The sequence below is a fragment of the Novosphingobium sp. BL-S-21 genome (assembly GCF_055521655.1).
On sequence record NZ_JBVFVP010000003.1, the window covers coordinates 612,655 to 633,044 of the forward strand.

Genomic DNA, 20,390 nt, shown 5'->3' on the forward strand with positions numbered 1-20,390 from the left:
TCAGGTATGTCCTGCGAAGAAGGCGGCCATCGCATCGTGGCGCGCGGCGCGGAATCCGGGATCGTCGAAGCGCGGCAGTTCCAGAAAGCGCCCTCCCGCCGGCAGCGGAGCCAGGGCCACGCTGACTTCGTAAAGCGGATCGTTGACTGCCGCCGTCACCAGCACCGGGCAGCGCAAAAGGGGCAGACGTTTGTCGGCGGGCCACTTAAAGGCGGCGCGGTAGTTGAGGTGATAGGTAGTGCTCGCCTTCATCACTTCGGTGACCCAGGCGTGCAGATCCTCAGCGCTGCCCAGCCCACCATCGCGGCGCCCCCCGCGGGTGCGGCGATACCAGGGGAAAAATAGGTACTGGTCGCGGCAGAACTGGAACAACCGAGCAAGGTAGGCTCCGTCCAGATCCGGCTCGAAGGGGAAGGCATATGTCGCCAGCACTTCCTCCAGCTCCGGCCCCTCCATCAGGCTTACGCCGTCAAGCACGAGGTGGCTGACGCGCTCGGGGGCCAGAATCGCCAATTCGGCGGCGATGGCAGCCCCAGTGTGCGAACCGTAGAGGCGCACCTGGTCGAGGCCCATGGCATCGAGATATTCCAACGTGGCAAAGGCAAGCGCGGTAATCTCGGGTTCCTTGGCCGAGACTGCATCGCTGTCGCCATTGCCAGGCGTATCGGGTGCGAAGACCATGGCCTCGCCGGCGAAGTCCTCGATCAGTCGCACTTGCTGACGCGAACTGCCGGGCGACGCATGAAGGATCAGCAGAGGCTGCCCCCTGTCCCCGGCGCTGCGGTAGTGGGTCTGGCCATGGGAAAGATCGGCAAAACCGCGGCGGATGCGGACTTGAGTAGCCATCGTCAAAGCGCTCCGCCTTCGATCACTTCTAACAAAGCCCCCTCGGGTGTCAGCAACACGCCTGTGCGCCGCCCCCCGTAGAGCGGCCCCTCGCGCACCGTCGGCGGCGAGGCCCAGCGCGCTTCGAGGCGCGCGAAGTCGGGATGAAGCATTGTCGTGATCGCCACGCCCGGCGGCAAGGCACCGGGATGGCGCGGCCGTTCGCTCGCACCTTCAGGATACTGGTCGAGTTCGAGGAACACCTGCCCGGCGCCCTTGGCCGTGACAAGTTCGGTCTTCGCATCCTCGTCGAGACCGAAGCTGAGGGTGATCATCGAATAGCGGATTGCGACCGGATCGATAACCGGCAGGCCCAGCACCTCCTCCACCCACTGCGCCGATTTGCGCAAGTCGGGACAAGCCAGGACCATGATGAAGGGCCGATCGACCAGCGAGCGCGGCTGCGGCAGGCCGGTATCCGGCCCTGGCTGAAGTATCTCGGTGAGGTAGACCGTCTCGAGATCGGCGCCGCGCACCTGCATCGGCTTGACCGTGGCGAAGCCGTCGAGCGCCTTGGGCGGACCGATCACCTCGAACGGGCTTTCGATCATCTTCGCATTCACGGCTTCGACATCGGAAACGCAGAGTTCTATCGCCGCCCAGCCGTAACTGCGGATCGGTGCATAGCCCGGCACCGGTTCGCCCTCGACGAAGCGCAGGAAAACAGCCTCTCCCGACGCCGGCTGAAGCACCGCGTAGGCCCTGCCGGCGCTCGCCGGAGCCTGCCAAGCAGCGGCAAGGTCTTCAGGGACCACGCCCTCATCCACCAGGCGGTAGCTCATCCAGGTTTCGTACCGTTCGATCGCCGCCGAAATGTCCGCGACGACATGGGTGGCACACTTGAGTAAGGTCATCTCGGCTCCCTGCCCGGCCTGTCGGTTTATTTGATATAATAATATGCCATATTGCAAGAGAGAAAGGTGCACCTTTGCCCGGCTGGCTGACTGTCCAGCGGCAAGGATATCCGTACCGCGGAGAGACCGGCTTCAGCCGATCACGCCGCTGCTGTGCAGTACCGCCATCGCATCCGGTGCTGCCGGCAAGCAGGCTACTGCATCTGCCAGCGCCGCATGGCGATCTTCCAGCCCGGCGAACGCCAAGCATCCGCGCATCTTGTCCAGATGCTCCACGTCGCTGAGCGGCCACTGGGGCGAGCCGAACTGCGCTGTCACATTCTCGACTAACTGCCGCCCGTCGGTCGTGCGGGCCACGGCATGCGCGGGTACGAAAGCGGCAAGATCGGGATTGTCGTCCGCCACCACGCTAATGCGCGCCGCGAGCGCGAGCACCGCCGGATTATCCAGGGTTTCGCGCTGGAAATCGGCAAGCGAAACCGTTCCCCGCAGCAACGTCACGCTTGCCAGGAACGGCAGGCAAAGCCGCGCATAGCCAGGCTCCATGCCCGACTTCGCGGGTCGCCCAACCAGTCGGTGGATCAATGGCGGGGCATGATATTCCAGGCTTTCCACGACTTCGGCAGCAAGGCCCTGATGCGCCATCAGGCGCTGAACGGCGACGATGCCGCCGTGTCCCGCCCGGCCGGTGGGAAACGGCTTCCAGCTGACTTCGGTGATCCGGTGTCCCTGCCGCAGCCGAGCGAGCGCAGCCACCAGTTCCGCGCGCTTTTCCATCAACGCGAAATAGCCGAACGGCCCATCGAGCGGATGCGCCACGCCCGGCATCCCGCCGCGCGCCAGGTCGATGGCCACCAGGCTGTTCCTCGCCGCATTGGCGACCTGCACAGGCAGTGCTGGCTTCCCCTCCAAATGCGCCTGCATCGTCCCCGAGGCGAAAGCCATCGCATGGCCGAAAGCATCGAGCGTCGTCTCGCGCGGCATCGCCCGCAGGGCGGCGATTGCCGCCACGCAGCCAAAGATTCCGGCCGTCGCCGGGCGGAAGAATTGGAGCGCGTCCGGCGCGGCGATACCCAGCGTCACGGCCACGTCCACGCCCGCAACAAGCGCCGCCAGAAACTGCGCGCCGCTCACCGGGTCGCCGCGCTCGGCCTCGGCCAGCAGGGCCGCCAGCACCGTCGCCAGCGGATGAAGCACGGCGGGCTCGTGCACGCAGTCGTATTCCTGCCCATGGATCTGAAAGGCGTTGACGAATGCGGCCGAAGGCGCCGGAAGCCTGCTGCCCGGACGACCGAGCACGCCTGCTACGGAACCATCACCCCATCCCTTCGCCATTGCCAGGACCGCATCGGCGTGGGCGGCGTTCCGCCCGGCGACCCCGACCGCAAGACTATCGTGCAGGAACGCCGACGTCATGCACCGCACGTCATGCGAAAACCACTCCCAACGCAGCGCAAGCGCATGGTCGATCAGCACATGCGCAGGGTTTTCCGCTTCGGCCGCGCTCATTTCAGTGCGGCTCCTCGCCGCCAGAGACATTCATGCTTTCACCGGTAATATAAGCCGCCTCGTCGGAGCACAGGAAGGCGACCGCGCCGGCCGTATCCTGTGGCAGGCCCGGCCGTCCCATCGGAATGCGCGCTGCCATGCGCCGCAAGTACTCCTCCACCGAGACGCCCTGGAGTTCGGCGAAGTGCTCGTTCTGCCACTTGCCAAGCCCCGTGGTGACGTGGTTGGGGCAGACGTTGTTGACGGTAATGCCTTCCGGCCCCAGTTCGATCGAGGCCGACCGCACCAGTCCGACGAGTCCGTGCTTGGACGCCGTATAGGCCTGGGCATGCGGAAACCCGGACTTTGCCGCCTGGCTGGCGATGTTGACGATCCGCCCGCCGCGCCGCTGCCGGATCATACGCTCGGCAGCGGCTTGAAGGCCGAACCAAGCGCCGGTCAGGTTGACGTCGATCACGGCGCGCCAATCTTCCGCAGACACATCGCCCAGCGGCTTCATGATATAGCCGATACCGGCGTTATTCACCCAGATGTCAAGCGATCCATGCCTCTCGACCGCATGGTCGGCAAGCGCCGCGACTTGGACCGGATCGCGCACATCGCAGACAAATGTTGAGGCATGAGTCGGCAGGGACGCCGCCACCTGCTGCATCTCGGACGAACTGCCGATCATCGCACCGGGCGTCGCGGCATCGCGCGAGCCTCCGATGTCGGAAATCACGACCTTCGCGCCTTCTTCCGACAGTCGCCGTGCAATCGCCTCGCCCAGCCCGCCCGCACGGCCCGAGCCAGTAACGACCGCAACTTTACCCGCGAACCTCATGCCGTGATTTCCTCGGTAGTCAGAAACGTCACTTCGACCATGCCTTGGAACGCGGCCGCCACTTCCTGCATCGCGGCGGTCGCGACATCGGTGCCCAACTTGTCCATGTCCTTCACGTCGAGCACCTCTATGTAGCCGAACGGCGGCGGCGCATCGCTGCCCAGCATGCCGGTCGTGCGAAACACGCGGAAGCTCTCGATCGAAGGCAGCGCATTGACGGTGGGCAGGTCCGACTCTCGGGCCCAGGCCTCATAGTCTGCCACCGAAACGCCCGCCTTCAGATTGAACAGCGCGAAAATCAGCATTCGTCTTCCCTTCCTTGTCGCCTGCCGGTCATCGCCTGCAAGCATGCTTGCTTCTGGCGCACGGTCAATATATTATATTTCTATAACAAATGAGGTAGGCCGTGAAGACGTCTCAGAAGCCCCATTCAGCCGCGCCCTCCAATGGCAATCCTAGCGTCGGCTACGATGGCCCGCCGGACTATCGGGTGATTGGCCGCCACGCGGTTTTCCCCGAAACCAGCCATGATGAGATCGAACGGATCAACTTCCTGGCGCAAATGAACCGGCACCTCGCCGCGCGCGTGGTTCCAGGCGTCAAGGCGGCCTACGACAACCGTGTGGTGCCCAGCTTCGAGGCGGGGAATGACCGCCCGCTCGCTAATCGGCACGAGGCGCGTAAGGCCATGCTCGAAGACCCGGCGTTCCAGACCTGGTCGGCGCTACGCCGCATGACGATGGAGCAACGCCAGCAGGCCGGGCGCTGGACGGCTCTTCGCCAGAGCGAGCGGCTTGCCCGGATCGCCGCCGATCTCACCGAGGGTGACGCGCGGCTGAGCCTCGACCCGGCCGTCGCCATCCCGCGCTATGTCTCGGCGGTCGACCACCATTGCATGCCAGGCAGCTACCATACCGAATACTTCCCAGGAGACGTCACCAACGGCGCCAACTACGACCACGCCGGATTCGTCACCACCAGCGGCCTGCTCGGCAAGTATTCGGATGGCGGTGGCCATGCCGTGGTAAAATGGGTCCAGCGTAACCTGCCGGACTTCAAGCCTCGCAAGATTCTCGAAATCGGCGGCACCGTGGGACATTCCAGCCTGCCCCTGGCGCAGGCCTTCCCCAATGCCGAACTGACCATCGCGGACCTGGGTGCACCGGTGCTGCGCTACGGCCTCGCCCGCGCCAAGTCGCTCGGCGTCGGGAACGTGCGCTTCGTGCAGGCCAGCGGCGAAGATCTGTCGCTTTTCGAGGACCAGAGCTTCGATTGGATACAGACGACGATGTTCCTGCACGAGCTGTCGACCAAGGCCCTGCGCAACATCTTTGCCGAAACGCATCGCTTGCTGCGCCCTGGCGGGGTGGTTCTTCACGTCGAGCAGCCGCAGTACGCCCCTGAAATGCCGCTGTTTGAGCAGGCGATGCGCGACTGGGACGCCTTCTACAACAACGAGCCGTTCTGGAGTCGCATGCACGAGATGGACCTCGACGCAGAAATGCTCGCCGCCGGCTTCGCGCCTGACAGTCTGATCCACGGCGGCGTGTTCGGTGTCGTTGACCGCGAGTTGTTCCCCGATGCAGCCGAGGACGAAACCGAAGATTACGGCCGCAAGGCGGCCTGGCACGTGATTGGAGCCGTGGCATGAGCTTTACAGATGCCCTGAACCATGCCGGCGCCAAGCCCGCTGGTAAGCGCCCCTATTTCCTGGAACCGCAAGTCGAGCGCGTCCTCGCGATCACCATGGCGGTGGCGCAGGAACTGGCGGTCACCCGCCAGCGGGCCGATACGCTGGAACGCCTGCTGCTCGAAAAGGGCGTACTGTCCAAGGGTGAGATCGACGCCTTCGCACCGAGCCCTGACGCTTCGGCGGAACGACAGATGTGGAACCAGGAATACATCGCCCGCATCCTGCGCATCGTGCAGCAGGAGAACGAGGCCGCCATGCAGGCACAGGATGTAGCCTCCGGCGATGTCGGGGACGAACTGGCAGGCGAAGGATGAGCGAAGCTTTCGAATTCAGCATTCCGGTGCTTGTGGTGGGCGGCGGCGCCTGCGGCTGCATCGCCGCGCTTTCCGCCCGCGAGGCCGGAGCCCAAGTCCTGCTGATCGAGCAGGACGAGCGACCGATGGGCTCGACCGGCATGTCGCAAGGGCTGATCTGCGCCGCCGGGACCAGGTCTCAGGCCGAGAACGATATTACCGACGATGCCGAAGCGTATTACGCGGACATCATTGCCAAAACGCGGGGGCAGACCGACCCGGCCCTGGCGCGTGCGATCTCGGAAAATGCCGGACCAACGGTAGACTGGATGGTGGACAGCCTCCACATGCCTTGGCAGCTCGATACCGGCTTCCGCCCCGCATATGGCAACAGCACCTACCGCGTTCATGGGTGGCGCGGGCATTCGGGGCAGGACATGGTGGACCTGCTGCACCGGCGGCTCGACGATGCCGGGGTGGACGTCATGCTGGGTACCCGGCTTTCCGAAGTCCATGCCGATGAAGTTGGCCGAATCCTGGGGGTTTCTCTCGCCCGGTCGGACGGCACCGTAGAGCGCGTCGGCTGTGACGCGCTGGTGCTTGCATGCGGCGGATTCGCGGCCAACCATGCCATGGTCGCGCGCCACATGCCCGACATGGCCCATGCCCGGAATAATGGCCATGAAGGCAGTCAGGGAACGGCCGTGCGCATCGGCAAGCAGCTGGGCGCAGCGTTTGGCGACATGGGGGCCTACCAGGGCTACGCCATGCTCACCCACCCTCAGGGCATCCCGGTGCCGCCGTGCGTTCCGGTCGAAGGCGGCGTGCTCGTCAACACGGCCGGCGAGCGCTTCGTCAATGAGACGGCGGACATCGCCGGCATGGTCCATCCGGTGTTGGCGCAGGCGGGAGATCACGTTTGGGTGGTGTTCGACGCGCGGATCGAGGCCGCCGCCGACTATATTCCCGAGATGCAGCAGTTGCAGGCCCTCAATGCTCTGAAGCAAGCTGATTCCACTGCCGAACTGGCCGATGCCATAGGCGTTCCGTCCGTAGCGCTCGAAGCGACACTGAAAGCAGCACGAACGGCGCAAAGCGAGCGCAAAGCGGACGTGTTCAAGCGCCTGTGGGGCGACGACCTGCCTCCGGCTCCGCCTTACCGCGCGCTCAAGGTGGTGGGGGCAATCTTCCATACACAGGGCGGACTCCAGATCGACGGCGATGCCCAGGTGCTGCGCAAAGACGGTACCCTGCTCCCCAACCTCTTTGCTGGCGGCGGCGCCGCGCGCTCAGTATCGGGCCCTGCTTATTGGGGCTACCTGCCTGCGATGGGCCTCGCCACAGCAGTGACGTTCGGACGGCTTGCAGGCCTCGGCGCGGCGCGGGTTGCGCAGGCCGCCACCGAAACAAAAGTGTCCGCTAAGTGATCACGCATGTCCGACAGGCGAGCAAGGCCGACCCGTCCGGACAATTGACCTAACAACAAGCCATATCACGGCTTCCAGTGTCCGGGAACGAGACCATGTCCGCCAAACCTGCCTCCAAACAGACCCCGACCTCCATCAGCCCCTGCCCGGCCGACCTTCGCGCTGCTTTCGCGGCTATCGTCGGGCCTGAAAACGTGAGCGACGACGAGGCCCGCCTGCGCCTGTTCAGCGAAGACGTCTGGACCCGTGCCGATCACGTCGCGATGCTGGCGGTAGCCCCGGCAACCACCACTGAACTTGCTGCCGTCGTCGAGGCTGCCAATGCGGCCGGCGTAGCCATTGCCCCGCGCGGCGCGGGCATGAGCTATACCGAAAGCTACCTGCCCGTCACTGACGACACCGTGACCATCGACACAACCCGCATGGACAAGGTGCTCAAGATCAGCCCGGAGGACATGACCGTCACCGTCCAGTGCGGCTGCACCTGGCGCTCGCTCAACGCCGCGCTGCAACCGCTAGGCCTGCGTACGCCGTTCTGGGGGCCGATGTCAGGCATCTACTCCACCATCGGCGGCGGTCTTTCTCAGCTCAATGCGATGTTCGGCGCCGGGCATCATGGCACCTCCAGCGAGAGCGTGATTGCGGTGACCATGGTGCTCGCCGATGGACGCACCTTGCGCACCGGCGCGCGCGGACCTGACGGCGACACCCCGCATTACCGCCACTTCGGGCCCGATCTTGCAGGCCTGTTCTGCGGCGATTCCGGCACGCTTGGGCTCAAGGCCGAAGTCACCTTCCGCCTGATCCGCGCGCCCCGGTTCGAGGATTCGGTCTCCTTCTCGTTCCCGGACGGCAAGGTCATGATCGAGGCGCTGGCGGAAATGACCCGCGCCGGGATCGCCTCGGAAAGCTGCGGCTTCGACCCCGGTCTCACCAAGGTCCGTATGCGCCGCATGTCGCTTGCCAGCGACGTGAAGACGCTGAGCAAAGTCGTCGCCAAGGAGAAATCGCTCGGCAAGGGCCTCCTGGCCGCCGCGAAAATCGCCATGGGTGGGCGCGACTTCATCCCCGAGGATGACTATCCACTGCACATCACCGCGGAAGGCCGCTGCAAGGAATCCGTGGCGGCCGACGTCGCCGCCGCCCGTGAGATCGCCAAGCGCTTCGGCGGCACCGAGGTGGAGAACTCCATCGCCAAGGTGATCCGCGCCATGCCTTTCCCGGCGCCGAACTCGATCCTCGGCCCCGAAGGCGAAAGCTGGGTACCGGTCCACGGGCAAGCCTCGCTGTCCACCGCGCCCGCCATGTTCGGCGAAATCCGCGCCTACTTCGATACCATGAAGGCGCGCTTCGATACGCTGGGCATTCACAACGGCTTCCTGTTTTCCTCGCTCTCCACCAATGCCATCGTCATCGAGCCGGTGTTCTTCTGGCCCGAAGGCTATCGCCCGGTCCACAAATCCATGGTTGAGCCCGAGCATCTAAAGCGCCTGAAGCAGCTTGGCTCTGCGCCAGAGGCGACCGCCCTCGTCGCGGAAGCGCGCGAGCAGGTGAAAGCGATCTGCAAGAAGTACGGCACTGCCCATTTCCAGATCGGCCGCGCCTACCCCTACCGCGAGACGCGCGATCCCGCCTTCCTCGACGTGCTGGACGCGGTGAAGAACGTAATGGACCCCAAGGGCCTGTTCAATCCGGGCGGGCTTGGCTTCCCGCAGGGAAAGATCGCGCAATGAGCGAAACCTACCGCGCCATCCGCCTCGAACGCGTCGCGTCTTCGTTCCGCGGGGGCAGCGAGATCGTGGAACTGCCGCTTGCCGCGCCCGGCCCGGACGAGATCCGCGTGCGCAACCTGCATTGCGGCGTCAACGGCATCTTCGACACCCAGATCGCCCGCAACGCGGTAGACTACGTAAAGGTCGCCCTGCCCACCTTCACCGGCGTCGAGGCGATCGGAATCGTGGAAGCAGTGGGCGTGGGCGTAACCGATTTCTTGCCCGGCGACGCGGCGGTTACCGTGCGCTTCACCGGCGGATACCGCGAGGCCAATGTCGGCGCCGCCAGCCAGTTCGCCAAGGCCCCGGCGCCGACGCGGGAATACTTGGCACTGGCCTCCACCGGCGTTTCCGCTCTTGTTGCGCTGGAGAAAATCGGCGAACTGAAAGCGGGCGAGACCATTGCCATTTCGGCGGCCGCAGGCGGCCTCGGCCACCTGCTCGTCCAGCTGGCCGTGCTCAAGAGCGCGCGCGTGATCGGCGTCGCGGGCGGCAAGGCCAAATGCGATTTCGTCGCCTCTCTGGGGGCTGAGCGGGTGATCGACTACAAGTCGGAGGATGTCGCTGCAGTGCTCGCAGCCGAGTATCCCGGCGGGCTCGACGTGGCGGTGGACACCGTGAGCGGAGCGATCTTCGATGCCTTCCTCGCTCATCTCGCCAACCACGGCCGTCTGGTGGTCGGCGGCGCGGCCTCTGACCTGGAAGGCCGCCCCGAGGTCGTCACCGGCCCACGCATCGCCCATGCCATCTACTACAAAGGCGCCTCGGTGCGCGGTTTCATGAACGGGCTGCTCACACACCACTGGGCCGAGGCGCGCCAAAGGCTCTTCGCGCTTTACGCCGAGGGCAGGCTGAGAGTGCATTTCGACGACCAGCCCAACTTGGGCATCGAGGGCGTTTTCGGAGCCGTGGAGCGCCTGCTTTCCGGCGGCTCCATGGGCAAGGTCGTGGTCGATCTTGCCACCCAGCAGAGCGCCTGAACTGGCGCTAGCCCGGGTAGGACAAGAGATGACAGAAAAGACACTCTTCGAAAAGATATGGGAGGCGCACCGCGTCGCTGGCACCGCGACCGGCGCCTCGCTGATCGCCATCGACCGCGTGTTCCTCCACGAACGCACCGGGGCGGCCGCCCTCAAATCGATGGCACAGGCCAATCGGCCCGTGCGCGATCCGGCGCGCGTCTTCGCCGTGATGGACCATATCGTCGATACTCGGCCCGGGCGCGGCGACGGCACCTTGATGGAAGGTGGATCGGCCTTCATTACCGAGACCCGCGCGGCTGCAAGGGCCGCCGGGATCACCCTGTTCGACGTGAACGATCGCGACCAGGGCATCACGCATGTGATTTCGCCGGAACTCGGCATCGTCCTGCCCGGCGTCACCCTCGTCGCGCCCGACAGCCATACCTGCACGCAAGGCGCGCTGGGAGCGTGGGCGTGGGGGATCGGGTCGAGCGAGGCCGAACATGCCATGGCCACCGGCGTTCTGCGGATGGACCGTCCCGCAACGATGCGCGTCTCTTATACCGGCACCCTGTCGCCCGGCGTTACCGCCAAGGACATGGCGCTGGCGCTGATCGCCGCTCACGGCGCGGGCGGCGGCGCGGGCCATGTCGTGGAGTTTGCGGGCGAGGCAGTGCGCGCGCTCGATATCGAGGCGCGGATGACCTTGTGCAACATGGCCACCGAATTCGCGGCCATGACCGGTATCGTCGCACCGGACGCGAAGACTTTCGAATATCTCGCAGACCGCCGCTATGCGCCGGAGGGTTTCGAAGATCCTTACTGGCATGAGCTGCGCACCGACGAAGGCGCCCGCTTCGACCGCGAGATCGTCATCGACGCCTCGGCGCTTTCGCCGATGGTGAGCTGGGGCACGAGTCCCGAACATGCGATGCCGATCGGCGGCAGCGTACCGCAAGGACCGACGCGCGCGCACGACTATATCGGCCTAGATGCCGGCGCCCGCCTGTTGGGCACGCCCATCGACGTGGCCTTCATAGGGTCCTGTACCAATGCCCGCCTCTCGGACCTGCGCCGCGCCGCCGCGATGGTCAAAGGGCGCCATGTCGCGCCGTCGATCCGCAAGGCCATGGTCGTGCCCGGCAGCTCGGCGGTTAAGCGCGCCGCCGAGGCCGAGGGGCTCGACGCGGTATTCACGGCGGCGGGGTTCGAATGGCGCGAGAGCGGCTGTTCCTTATGCTTCTTTGCCGGCGGCGAGCGCTTTCCCGAGGGCAGCCGAACGATCAGCAGCACCAATCGCAACTTTGAGGGACGGCAGGGCCCGGGCATCCGCACGCATCTCGCGAGCCCCGAAACCGTAATCGCCAGTGCGATCGCCGGCGCGATCGCCGATCCTCGGGAGATCGCGAAGTGACCCCTTTCACTGTCCTCATCTCGCGCGCAGCGGCGCTGCTGCGCGACAATGTTGATACCGACGCGATCATCCCGAGCCGCGAGATGAAGACGACCGGGCGAACCGGGCTGGCAGACGGGCTGTTCGCTCCTTGGCGCTATCTGGACGCCGCCGCGCGCACGCCCGATCCGGAATTTCCGCTCAATCGTCCCGAAGCGCAGGGCGCCCGGATCCTGCTAGGCGGAGCCAACTTCGGCTGCGGATCGAGCCGCGAACACGCCGTTTGGGCGCTCGCCGAATATGGCATCCGCTGCGTGATCGCCGAGAGCTTCGCGCCGATCTTCCGCGCCAATTGCATCCGCAATGGCGTGCTGCCGATCGCCTTGCCGCCGCAGGTCGTGGCCGCGCTGGCGTGGCAGGTCGTAACGGTGGACCTCGCCGCACAGGACGTGCGCTGCGGCGATGCTCTCTACCGCTTCGAAATGGAGCCCGAGCCGCGAGAGATGCTGCTCGAAGGGCTCGACGCCATTGACCTCACGCTCAAGGCCCTGCCGCAGATCGAGGACTGGACCTCCTCCGACCGGTCAGCAAGGCCCTGGGTCTACCTCGGAAAGACACAATGACGCAGATCCTCGTTTCCGAAGTCGGCCCGCGCGACGGGTTGCAGTCGATCAAGGCGATGATGCCGCTGGAGGCCAAGAAGGCCTGGATTACCGCTGAAGCCGCCGCCGGGGTGCGCGAGATCGAGGTGGGCAGCTTCGTGCCGCCTAACCTCCTGCCGCAGATGGCCGACACTGCCGAACTGGTCCGCTTCGCGCGCGGGATAGAGGGACTCAATGTCGTCGCCCTCGTGCCCAATGCCAAGGGCGCGCAGCGCGCCGTCAATGCCGGCGTCCACGCCATGTCGATCCCCCTTTCGATGAGCGAGACCCATTCGATCCGCAACGTGCGCAAGGACCATCCGGCGATGCTGGCGGAAATCACGGAAGCCGCCGGGATCGCCAAGGCGGCGGGCGTGCACTTCGCCGTCGGCCTTGCCACAGCATTCGGATGCACCATCGAGGGCGCGGTGCCTGAGGATACCGTGGTGCGTCTCGCCCTTGCGGCCGCCGAAGCGGGCGCGCAGGAGTTCAGCCTTTCCGACACCACCGGCTATGCTGATCCCGCACAGGTCAAACGGCTCGTCCGTAAGGTCAAGGAGGCGGTCGGCGCCGACATGCTGACCACGCTCCACCTCCACAACACGCGCGGGCTCGGCCTCGCCAATGCGCTGGCCGGGCTGGAAGAGGGCATCACCACGCTCGATGCCTCGCTTGGCGGACTCGGCGGCTGCCCCGCCGCGCCGGGTGCCTCGGGCAATCTCGTGACCGAGGATCTCGTGCTCATGCTCAATGCGATGGGGCTCGATACCGGCATCGACCTCGAACGCCTGCTGGAAGTACGCCAGATTCTGGTCGCGGCCCTGCCCGGCGAACCGCTCTACGGCTTCACCCCCGATGCCGGGCCGATGCTCGACTACAACGAAAGGATCGCCCGATGAGCGAGAACGTGGCACAACCCGTGGTCCCGCAGCCTTTGGCCGGAATCCGCGTCGTCGAGTTCACGCATATGGTCATGGGCCCCGCCGTGGGTCACATCCTCGCCGGGCTCGGTGCCGAAGTGGTGCGCATAGAGCCTATCGGCGGCGACCAGACGCGGCGCCTCTTGGGCTCAGGCTCAGGCTATTTCCCAATGTACAACCGGGGCAAGCAGTCGATTTGCCTCGACCTCAAGTCGGTGGAAGGTCTGCAGGTCGCCCGCGACCTCGCCGAGGGCGCCGATGTGCTGATCGAGAACTTCCGCCCCGGCGCGCTCGACCGGCTCGGCCTGTCCTACGAACAACTGGCGAAGGTCAATCCGCGACTGATCTACTGCTCGGAAAAAGGCTTTCTGCCCGGCCCCTACGAACAGCGCACGGCGCTGGACGAAGTGGCGCAGATGATGGGCGGCCTTGCCTATATGACCGGCCCGCCGGGACGCCCATTGCGCGCGGGCTCCAGCGTAATCGATGTGACCGGCGGCATGTTCGGTGTGATCGGCATCCTAGCCGCGCTGGAAGAACGCCACCGCACCGGGCGCGGCCAGAAGGTCGTCGCCAGCCTGTTCGAGACGACGATCTACCTCGTTGGCCAGCACATGGCGCAGTTCGCCGTCACCGGGAAGGCCGCCGCGCCGATGCCCGCGCGCATCTCGGCCTGGGCGATCTACGACGTGTTCGAGACCCGCGACGAGCCCGTCTTCATCGGCGTGGTTAGCGACGTGCTCTGGGAGAAGTTCTGCGCGTTGTTCGAACTGCACGAGCTGTGGGCCGACGAGAGCCTGCGCTCCAACAACCAGCGCGTCCTCGCCCGCGACCGCATCCTGCCGCAAGTCCGCCAACTCATCGCCTCAATGACGCGGGACGAGATCGTGGCGAAGCTGGAAGGCACCGGCCTGCCGTTCGCGCCGATCGCCCGGCCGGAGGACATGTTCGACGATCCTCAGCTTGCCGAAGGCGGGCTGGAACCGGTCGTGCTCGACACCGGCGAGCAAACCCGCCTGCCGACAATACCGCTTCAGATGGGCGGCCTTCGCCCCGGCGCCCCGGTCAGGCTTCCCACCCCCGGTGCCGACAGCCGCGCGGTGCTGGCGGCCCTGGGCTATCCGTCGGAGCGGATCGACACCCTTGTCGCACAAGGCGCGGTCGGCGCGGATTGAACGCCCCGCTTCGCTCGCTCCTTGGAAAAGAGGGGCGGATCCTGCGATCCGCCCCTCTTTTTTTCGTCCAGCCCAATGTGTGAAAATCAAAACTCGGCGAGCAGTCGTCCCATGCCCTCGATCTTGTCCGTGATACCCTGCGCGCGCAGCGCGTGCCAGTACGTCGCGGTGTTGATCGCGATCACCGGTTTGCCCAGCTTCGCCTCGTATTCGGCAGCCAGGTCCACCATCGAGAGATTGGTGCCGACCTGGACGATGGCATCGACGTCGTCACCGTCCAACTCAGCAATCACTTCGCGCAGGCTATCCGTACCGACCTTGGCGATATCGGTCCAGCGCCGGCATTCCAGCGGCACGTCGCGCTTCACGGTGAAGCCCGATTCCTCCAGAAAGTTGCGCACTTCGGCATTGGCAACCGGGTAATAGGGAGAGACGAAGCTCACCGAGCTGGCACCATAGGCATGGAGCGCTGCCGCCACCGACTCCGCGCCCGTGGAGGCACCGATGCCGGCCAGATCCTCGACCTGCTTCTTCCATTTCCGGCTACCCTCGACGCCGCCGTAGAAGGTGATCGCCGACATGCCGAGCACGAGGTAGTCCGGACGACACGTCATGACCGAGCGCACCGCATCCAGCGTGTTCTCGGCGATCGCCGTGGTCCCGGCGATGAAATCCTCGTTCGAGAGCGCCAGGGGGTCCTCCACATAGATGCGCGAGAAATGGTTGGTCACGCCTTCCGGACGCATCCGCTCCATGTCGGGCTGGACCACGGTGTTGGTGGAGGGGGCGATGACACCCAGCAGCTTGCGCCAACCAAGAACGTCTCCCATTGCGAATACTCCTGTTGCGGACCAATTACGGTGCCGGGATATATTTCAGCCGATCGCCGCCGCCTGCGACAGGCTCTCGTACATCGCCTGACGCAGCATGTAGGCGCGACGGCGCGTATCGTCCTGCTTGATCGCAAGCATGGCCTCGCGGCGGCGTTGGTGCGCCTCATCCTGCCCGCCGCGGATCATCGCCATGTTTTCCTTGGTCTGCATCTGCGTGAAACTATGCGTCACTTCACGGCGTTGACGATCGTAGAGCGCCAGGTTCTCGTCGGCCGCCCCGCCCGTCTTCTTGCCGTTAAGTATCGGCAGGAGCTTCTCGAACAGGTTGAAGGCGTCATGCACGCCCGAGTTCATGCCGAAACCTCCCAGCGGGTTGTTGAGATGCGCCGCATCCCCCGCCAGCATCACGCGGCCCTGCCGGAACGACTGGGCGACGCGCTGGTGGACACGGTAAAGCGTGCGGTGCTGCGTCTCCACCATCGATCCATCGCCGACGAGGCGGCTGAAGATCGCATCCTTCATCGCGTCCGAACGCAGTTCCTCATCGCTAAGCGAACCGTCGGTCGGCACCAGGACCCGCCAGAGCGTGGGCACCCGCAACAGCACCAGCCACTCCTCGGGATCCGACACGTAGTTGACCCAGGCCAGGTTCGGCAGGTGCTGGCCAATGTCGAAGGCGGTCGAAAGACAGAGGAAACGTTCGGGATAAGTAAATCCGTCGAATTCGACACCCAGCCATTTGCGCACGATCGAATTCGCGCCATCGGCACCGATCAGGTAGTCACAGCGCAGGCGATCGATTCCGGTCATGGTTTCGATGGCGAGGTCAACGCCGCTTGCGTCTTCTTCGAACGTCAGCAGCCGGCTGCCGAAGCGCACATCGGCATTGCCCAGCTTTTCCAGACCCGAAGCGAGCGCCCGCGAGAGGTGATACTGCTCGCACTGGATGCGGAAGGGATAGCGCGTCACGTCGCCGATTTCGGCAAGATCGAAGTCGATCACTTCGCCCGAATGCCGATCGCGCCAGTGATAGACAGGTGCCTTGAGTCCCTTTTCCAGCAGCATCGGCGTAATTCCGATCTGATCGAGCATTTCCAGCGTCGGAGGATGGAACGTCGAGGCGCGCAAGTCCTGCGCGCAGTCGCTTCCGACCTCCAGCACCACGACGTCGATGCCTGCCTGGGCCAGCAGCGTCGCCAGAACCGTTCCGACCGGCCCCGCCCCCGCGATTGCTACCTGACACCGTTCAACTGCCGTCATATCGAGCAGACTCCATTTCCTGTTGCAGGTTTCGGCTATGGACCCATTGGTGGGAAGCAATCGGCCAAGTCGCCGAACTATCCGAGGTTCGGGGAGGAATGATCGGATGGCGAGCAACAGGCCGGGGATAGCGCCGCAGCACAACGAAAAGGGGCGCGCCTAACGGCGCGCCCCTCCCCCTCCATACAACGAAAACCTCGGCTCAGACAACCGCGCAGACGGTCTTCCATTCGAGGTAATTCTCCAGCGCCTGCCGCCCGCTGTCGCGGCCCCAGCCCGACTGCTTGACGCCGCCGATCGCCAGCGTGGCATCGTACATGGCGTGGCAGTTGATCCACACCGTGCCCGCCTTGATCGCGCTCGACATGCGGTGGGCATTGGATAGCCCCTCCGTCCAGACGCTGGCGGCAAGGCCGTATTCGCTGTCGTTAGCGGCGGCGATCACTTCCTCGACATCGTCGAACGCCTGCGCGACAAGCACCGGGCCGAACACTTCCTCGCGCACGATCTCCATGCCAGGCTTTACGTCGACGACCACGGTGGGCGTGATGAAAGTCCCCGCCTCGCCGGTGCGTTCGCCGCCCGCGAGCATCGTTGCCCCCTCGGCCCGCGCGCGCTGGAGGAAACCTTCAACCCGCTCGGCATGGCGCAACGAGACCACCGGGCCCATCTGCGTATCGGCGGCAAGGCCGTGGCCGAGCTTCAAGCCCTTGGCATACTCCGCCACGCCTTCGACCACCTGGTCGTGGACCGAGCGGTGAACATAGAGCCGCGATCCCGCGATGCACACCTGGCCGCCGTTGAAGTAGATCGCATTGGCCACGCCCGGTATCGCCAGAGACAGGTCGGCGTCGGGCATGACGATAGAAGGCGACTTGCCGCCCAGTTCCAACGTGACGCGCTTGAAATTGGTCTTGGCGGCATCGAGCACCGCGCGGCCCGTGGCGGTGGATCCGGTGAAAGCGATCTTGTCCACTCCGGGATGCGAGGCCAACGCCGCGCCGGTTTCCCCGCCAAGCCCGGTGACGATGTTGATGACGCCCGCGGGAACGCCTGCCTCCACCATCAGCTCGGCGAGGCGCAGAGCCGTGAGCGAGGTGTCTTCGGCGGGCTTGAGCACCACCGCGCAGCCCGCTGCCAGCGCCGGCGCCAGCTTCATCGCGGTTAGTACCAAGGGTGAATTCCACGGCACGATGGCCGCCACCACACCGACCGGCTCGCGCACGGTCCAGGTGCGCATCTGCTTGCCCTGGGGTTGGTAGTTGATCGAGCTTTCCAGCGTGCTGCCCTCGATCGCCATGGCCTGGCCCGCGAAGAAGCGGAACTGGTTTACGGCGCCGGGGATCTCCGCCCAGCGCCCGACGAACAGCGGCTTGCCCTGATCAAGCGTTTCCAACTCCGCCAGATCGTCGATATTCGCCTCGATCAGTTCTGCTACTTTCCAGAGAATGCGCGCGCGCTCGACCGGAACGGTCGCGCTCCACCCCGCCAGCGCGGCGCGGGCAGCAGAAACCGCGGCATCGACGTCGGCCGCGCCCGCGCGGGCGACTTGCCCCAGCTCACTACTGGTCGCCGGATCGAGCGTGGCGAATGTACCGCCCTCCGCAGCCGCGCCCCACTCTCCGCCGATCAGCAGCCCCTGCCCGCTCGCGCGTCGTGCGAGGAACTCCTTCGTGCCGGGGCGAAGCGTGCTGAAGTCGAGTGGCATGGTTGTCTCCTTTGTTGCGACCTTTCTTAATGTGGTGGACGGCGCGGCGGCCCCTCGCCACCCCAAAAATTCGCTTGGCGGATAACTCTGTCCGAAACCACAGCCATGGGCCCTCGCTCCGATAGGCACGGAGACAGAACCAGCGGCGACTCCCGCCGCGCACCAACGATCGGGGACAGCATGACCTATCGCCTGGGTGTGGACGTCGGAGGGACGTTCACCGATCTGCTTCTTTTCAACCAGGACAACGGCGAGTTCTGGCGTCACAAGACGCCCTCGACCCCGCATGACAGTTCCGAAGGCATCCTCAACGGGGTCACCGCAGTCTGCGAGAAGGGTGGCATCGCACCGTCCGACGTCGAGTTCTTCCTCCACGGCACCACGGTCGCCACCAATGCCGTGCTCGAAGGCAAAGGCGCGCGCGTCGGCCTCATCACCACCGACGGTTACCGGCAGGTCATGCAGATCGCGCGTTCCTTCGTTCCCGGCGGCCTGGCCGGCTGGATCGTCTGGCCCAAGCCCGAGCCGCTGGCCGCGCTGGAAGACACGTTCGAGATCAAGGGCCGCATGAACGCCCGCGGCGAGGAAACCGCCGCCATCGACGAGGGCGAGATCCGCGCCGCACTCGAAGCACTCAAGGACGCGGGTGTCGAGGCGCTGACCGTCGCGCTCATCAACGCCTATCTCAACGGCGGCCACGAACTCCGCGTGGCCGAGCTTGCCGCAGAGATCATGCCTGAAGTGCCGATCTCCCTCAGCCATCTGGTCCTGCCCGAAATGCAGGAATACGAACGCACCCTCACCACGGTCGCCAATGCGGCGGTACGCCCGGTCGTGGGCAAGTACGTCCGCAACTTGCGCGCTTCCCTGCGCGGCGCCGGCATGGCGGGTTCGCTCTCACTGCTGCGCTCCGATGGGGGGCTCATGAGTTCCGAAAAGTCGGAAGAACACCCCGTCTCGCTGCTGATGTCGGGTCCGGCCGGCGGTGTGACCGGGGCGATCTGGGTCGGTCGCAATGCCGGCATCAAGAACATCCTGACGCTAGACGTCGGTGGCACATCCACGGACGTTGCGCTGATCGAGAATCTCGAAGCTCGCCGCCAGCGCACCACCGAAGTCGGCCACCTCTCGGTCCGCGCCTCGGCGCTGGACGTGAAGACGGTCGGCGCGGGCGGCGGTTCGATCGCCTACGTGCCCGAACTGACCAAGGCCCTGCGCGTCGGCCCGCAGTCGGCAGGCGCCGTGCCGGGCCCCGTCGCTTACGGCAAGGGCGGCACTCTGCCCACCGTCACCGACGCCAATGTCGTGCTCGGCTACCTGCCGGAGAACCTCCTCGGCGGCACCTTCAAGCTCGACCGCGAAGGCGCCAAGGCGGCGGTCCAGACCATTGCCGACGCGCTCGGCATCGGCCTGATGGAAGCCGCGCGTGGCATCATTGACATCGTCAACGAGAACATGTTCGGCGCGCTGCGCATGATTTCAGTGCAGCAGGGCTACGATCCGCGCGATTTCGCGGTGATGGGTTTCGGCGGCGCCGGGCCGCTCCACGTCAACGCGGTCGCGCGACTCATGGGATCGTGGCCTGCGGTCTCGCCGGTTTCGCCGGGCGTGCTCTGCGCACTCGGGGACGCCACCACCCGCATGCGCACCGAGACGGCGCGTTCGTTCTCGCAGCGCGTGGCGGACACCAGTGAGGGCGATGTGCTTGCCCTGCTGGACGAAATGGCTGCCCAGACCCGCGCGGAACTCGCCGCCGAAGGCATCGCCGATGCGGACATCACCAGCCAGTTCGAACTCGACGTGCGCTATGAAGGCCAGGCCTTCGAAGTGCCGCTCTCGATCGACCCGGAAACGCTCAAGGTCGACGGTCTTGCCGGCGTCACGGCCCGTTTCGATGCCGAGCACTTGCGCCTATTCACTTTCAACATGGATAGCGCCCATGAACTGGTGAACTTGCGCGCCGTTGCCATGGGCCCGGCGCTCGAACTGCCCTCGCCGCCGCTGGAGCAAGGCGACGGCGATCCGATCCGCGCCAAGATCCGCGACCACGAATTGTGGACCGGTACCGAAATGCAGGCCGCCGTCATCTACGACCGCGCGAAACTGCGCGCCGGAGACGTGATCCCCGGACCCGCCGTGGTCACCGAGATGGACTCGACCACGCTGATCGAGGCCGACTGCGTCGGCACCGTCGATCACGCCGGCAACATCCTCATCAACCTCGCCTGAGGGGGAAACCAAC

18 protein-coding genes are annotated in these 20,390 nt (G+C 65.5%); 10 read left to right on the plus strand and 8 right to left on the minus strand.

Annotated elements, in window-relative coordinates:
- The 5 genes from ACZ1J6_RS25150 to ACZ1J6_RS25170 all read right to left on the minus strand — a co-directional run bounded on the left by ACZ1J6_RS25150 (position 1) and on the right by ACZ1J6_RS25170 (position 4,376).
- Positions 1-846 carry an alpha/beta fold hydrolase gene (locus tag ACZ1J6_RS25150; RefSeq protein ID WP_465128435.1) on the minus strand — a complete coding sequence of 282 codons (846 nt, stop codon included), beginning with the start codon at positions 844-846 and terminating at the stop codon, positions 1-3.
- A 2-nt stretch (positions 847-848) separates the two neighbouring features.
- A complete protein-coding gene (locus tag ACZ1J6_RS25155) occupies positions 849-1,739 on the minus strand; it encodes a VOC family protein (RefSeq protein WP_465128436.1) in 891 nt (296 codons plus the stop codon).
- Between the two features lie 132 nt (positions 1,740-1,871).
- Positions 1,872-3,248, minus strand: coding sequence for an MmgE/PrpD family protein (locus tag ACZ1J6_RS25160; protein ID WP_465128437.1), 1,377 nt, complete (start codon positions 3,246-3,248; stop codon positions 1,872-1,874).
- Position 3,249: 1 nt separating this feature from the next.
- A complete protein-coding gene (locus tag ACZ1J6_RS25165; RefSeq protein WP_465128438.1) occupies positions 3,250-4,071 on the minus strand; it encodes an SDR family NAD(P)-dependent oxidoreductase in 822 nt (273 codons plus the stop codon).
- Positions 4,068-4,376, minus strand: coding sequence for an REDY-like protein HapK (locus tag ACZ1J6_RS25170; protein WP_465128439.1), 309 nt, complete (start codon positions 4,374-4,376; stop codon positions 4,068-4,070). The genes ACZ1J6_RS25165 and ACZ1J6_RS25170 overlap by 4 nt, the downstream gene beginning before the upstream one ends.
- Positions 4,377-4,477: 101 nt before the next feature.
- Here ACZ1J6_RS25170 and ACZ1J6_RS25175 point away from each other — a divergent pair, with 101 nt between their 5' ends.
- The 9 genes from ACZ1J6_RS25175 to ACZ1J6_RS25215 all read left to right on the plus strand — a co-directional run bounded on the left by ACZ1J6_RS25175 (position 4,478) and on the right by ACZ1J6_RS25215 (position 14,347).
- The gene (locus ACZ1J6_RS25175) at positions 4,478-5,722 is read left to right on the plus strand and encodes a class I SAM-dependent methyltransferase (RefSeq protein WP_465128440.1); all 1,245 of its coding nucleotides are present in this window, start codon (positions 4,478-4,480) and stop codon (positions 5,720-5,722) included.
- Positions 5,719-6,078, plus strand: coding sequence for a hypothetical protein (locus tag ACZ1J6_RS25180; protein ID WP_465128441.1), 360 nt, complete (start codon positions 5,719-5,721; stop codon positions 6,076-6,078). Before ACZ1J6_RS25175 ends, ACZ1J6_RS25180 begins: the two co-directional genes overlap by 4 nt.
- A complete protein-coding gene (locus ACZ1J6_RS25185; RefSeq protein WP_465128442.1) occupies positions 6,075-7,484 on the plus strand; it encodes an FAD-dependent oxidoreductase in 1,410 nt (469 codons plus the stop codon). Before ACZ1J6_RS25180 ends, ACZ1J6_RS25185 begins: the two co-directional genes overlap by 4 nt.
- A gap of 95 nt (positions 7,485-7,579) precedes the next feature.
- On the plus strand, positions 7,580-9,217 hold the full coding sequence (locus ACZ1J6_RS25190) for an FAD-binding oxidoreductase (RefSeq protein WP_465128443.1): 1,638 nt from the start codon (positions 7,580-7,582) through the stop codon (positions 9,215-9,217).
- Positions 9,214-10,236, plus strand: coding sequence for a zinc-binding dehydrogenase (locus tag ACZ1J6_RS25195; RefSeq protein WP_465128444.1), 1,023 nt, complete (start codon positions 9,214-9,216; stop codon positions 10,234-10,236). Before ACZ1J6_RS25190 ends, ACZ1J6_RS25195 begins: the two co-directional genes overlap by 4 nt.
- Positions 10,237-10,264: 28 nt before the next feature.
- A complete protein-coding gene (locus ACZ1J6_RS25200; protein ID WP_465128445.1) occupies positions 10,265-11,632 on the plus strand; it encodes a 3-isopropylmalate dehydratase large subunit in 1,368 nt (455 codons plus the stop codon).
- Positions 11,629-12,234: a 3-isopropylmalate dehydratase small subunit gene (gene leuD / locus ACZ1J6_RS25205; RefSeq protein ID WP_465128446.1), complete on the plus strand. Its 606-nt coding sequence runs from the start codon at positions 11,629-11,631 to the stop codon at positions 12,232-12,234. The genes ACZ1J6_RS25200 and leuD overlap by 4 nt, the downstream gene beginning before the upstream one ends.
- Positions 12,231-13,151: a hydroxymethylglutaryl-CoA lyase gene (locus ACZ1J6_RS25210; RefSeq protein ID WP_465128447.1), complete on the plus strand. Its 921-nt coding sequence runs from the start codon at positions 12,231-12,233 to the stop codon at positions 13,149-13,151. The genes leuD and ACZ1J6_RS25210 overlap by 4 nt, the downstream gene beginning before the upstream one ends.
- Positions 13,148-14,347 carry a CaiB/BaiF CoA transferase family protein gene (locus tag ACZ1J6_RS25215; RefSeq protein ID WP_465128448.1) on the plus strand — a complete coding sequence of 400 codons (1,200 nt, stop codon included), beginning with the start codon at positions 13,148-13,150 and terminating at the stop codon, positions 14,345-14,347. Before ACZ1J6_RS25210 ends, ACZ1J6_RS25215 begins: the two co-directional genes overlap by 4 nt.
- Positions 14,348-14,433: 86 nt before the next feature.
- On the opposite strand, the gene ACZ1J6_RS25220 is transcribed toward ACZ1J6_RS25215, so the two are convergent.
- From ACZ1J6_RS25220 to ACZ1J6_RS25230, 3 genes are all read right to left on the minus strand, one after another.
- Positions 14,434-15,177 carry a maleate cis-trans isomerase family protein gene (locus tag ACZ1J6_RS25220; protein WP_465128449.1) on the minus strand — a complete coding sequence of 248 codons (744 nt, stop codon included), beginning with the start codon at positions 15,175-15,177 and terminating at the stop codon, positions 14,434-14,436.
- 45 nt (positions 15,178-15,222) lie between these two features.
- The gene (locus tag ACZ1J6_RS25225; RefSeq protein ID WP_465128450.1) at positions 15,223-16,440 is read right to left on the minus strand and encodes an FAD-dependent oxidoreductase; all 1,218 of its coding nucleotides are present in this window, start codon (positions 16,438-16,440) and stop codon (positions 15,223-15,225) included.
- A gap of 202 nt (positions 16,441-16,642) precedes the next feature.
- Positions 16,643-18,148 (minus strand): aldehyde dehydrogenase family protein, encoded by a 1,506-nt coding sequence (locus ACZ1J6_RS25230; protein ID WP_465128451.1) that lies wholly within the window; start codon positions 18,146-18,148, stop codon positions 16,643-16,645.
- A gap of 180 nt (positions 18,149-18,328) precedes the next feature.
- On the opposite strand from ACZ1J6_RS25230, the gene ACZ1J6_RS25235 reads away from it, so the two are divergent.
- A complete protein-coding gene (locus ACZ1J6_RS25235; RefSeq protein WP_465128452.1) occupies positions 18,329-20,377 on the plus strand; it encodes a hydantoinase/oxoprolinase family protein in 2,049 nt (682 codons plus the stop codon).
- Positions 20,378-20,390: the final 13 nt, after the last annotated feature.

Bases quoted from the DNA above. Each gene is read 5' to 3' on its own strand.
- ACZ1J6_RS25165 (WP_465128438.1), bottom strand. From the start codon at position 4,071: ATGAGGTTCGCGGGTAAAGTTGCGGTCGTTACTGGCTCGGGCCGTGCG.
- ACZ1J6_RS25195 (WP_465128444.1), top strand. From the start codon at position 9,214: ATGAGCGAAACCTACCGCGCCATCCGCCTCGAACGCGTCGCGTCTTCG.
- ACZ1J6_RS25220 (WP_465128449.1), bottom strand. From the start codon at position 15,177: ATGGGAGACGTTCTTGGTTGGCGCAAGCTGCTGGGTGTCATCGCCCCC.
- ACZ1J6_RS25150 (WP_465128435.1), bottom strand. From the start codon at position 846: ATGGCTACTCAAGTCCGCATCCGCCGCGGTTTTGCCGATCTTTCCCAT.
- ACZ1J6_RS25210 (WP_465128447.1), top strand. From the start codon at position 12,231: ATGACGCAGATCCTCGTTTCCGAAGTCGGCCCGCGCGACGGGTTGCAG.
- ACZ1J6_RS25185 (WP_465128442.1), top strand. From the start codon at position 6,075: ATGAGCGAAGCTTTCGAATTCAGCATTCCGGTGCTTGTGGTGGGCGGC.
- ACZ1J6_RS25200 (WP_465128445.1), top strand. From the start codon at position 10,265: ATGACAGAAAAGACACTCTTCGAAAAGATATGGGAGGCGCACCGCGTC.
- ACZ1J6_RS25215 (WP_465128448.1), top strand. From the start codon at position 13,148: ATGAGCGAGAACGTGGCACAACCCGTGGTCCCGCAGCCTTTGGCCGGA.
- ACZ1J6_RS25170 (WP_465128439.1), bottom strand. From the start codon at position 4,376: ATGCTGATTTTCGCGCTGTTCAATCTGAAGGCGGGCGTTTCGGTGGCA.
- ACZ1J6_RS25235 (WP_465128452.1), top strand. From the start codon at position 18,329: ATGACCTATCGCCTGGGTGTGGACGTCGGAGGGACGTTCACCGATCTG.
- ACZ1J6_RS25225 (WP_465128450.1), bottom strand. From the start codon at position 16,440: ATGACGGCAGTTGAACGGTGTCAGGTAGCAATCGCGGGGGCGGGGCCG.
- ACZ1J6_RS25160 (WP_465128437.1), bottom strand. From the start codon at position 3,248: ATGAGCGCGGCCGAAGCGGAAAACCCTGCGCATGTGCTGATCGACCAT.
- ACZ1J6_RS25155 (WP_465128436.1), bottom strand. From the start codon at position 1,739: ATGACCTTACTCAAGTGTGCCACCCATGTCGTCGCGGACATTTCGGCG.
- ACZ1J6_RS25180 (WP_465128441.1), top strand. From the start codon at position 5,719: ATGAGCTTTACAGATGCCCTGAACCATGCCGGCGCCAAGCCCGCTGGT.
- ACZ1J6_RS25230 (WP_465128451.1), bottom strand. From the start codon at position 18,148: ATGCCACTCGACTTCAGCACGCTTCGCCCCGGCACGAAGGAGTTCCTC.
- ACZ1J6_RS25190 (WP_465128443.1), top strand. From the start codon at position 7,580: ATGTCCGCCAAACCTGCCTCCAAACAGACCCCGACCTCCATCAGCCCC.